The 267-nt window shown below is 43.1% G+C and carries 1 protein-coding gene; it reads left to right on the top strand.

Translation table 11 applies throughout. The annotated features are described in order from the left end of the window. The coding region (locus HMPREF2904_RS07645) for a GBS Bsp-like repeat-containing protein (RefSeq protein WP_176744617.1) at positions 1–267 on the top strand (267 nt) is incomplete at both ends.

Below are 267 nucleotides of genomic sequence, written 5' to 3'. Positions count from 1 at the left end.
TGGGATGAAAGACATTATCTGGTACACTCCAACTCGCCAGGTAGACGGTTCATATACTGTAACAGCCAAAGCTAGTGACCACGAAAACGCTGATGGTCAGTATGAAGCGCAAGTCTTCTATGTGGATGCCAAAGGACAAAACAAGTTTGTCAAGAAAGCCTTTATTGACTACACAGCTCCTAAACCGTCAGCCGATCTGACCATTACAAAATCAGAAAAAGACGGTACTTTCACTATTACAGCTAAGAACCTTCAAGGTTTCGATGG

Origin of the sequence: Streptococcus sp. HMSC072G04 (assembly GCF_001813295.1) — a bacterium.
GTDB lineage: Bacteria > Bacillota > Bacilli > Lactobacillales > Streptococcaceae > Streptococcus.
The sequence above is the reverse complement of the archived record's forward strand: the minus strand, read 5'-3'. Positions and strand labels throughout refer to the sequence as shown.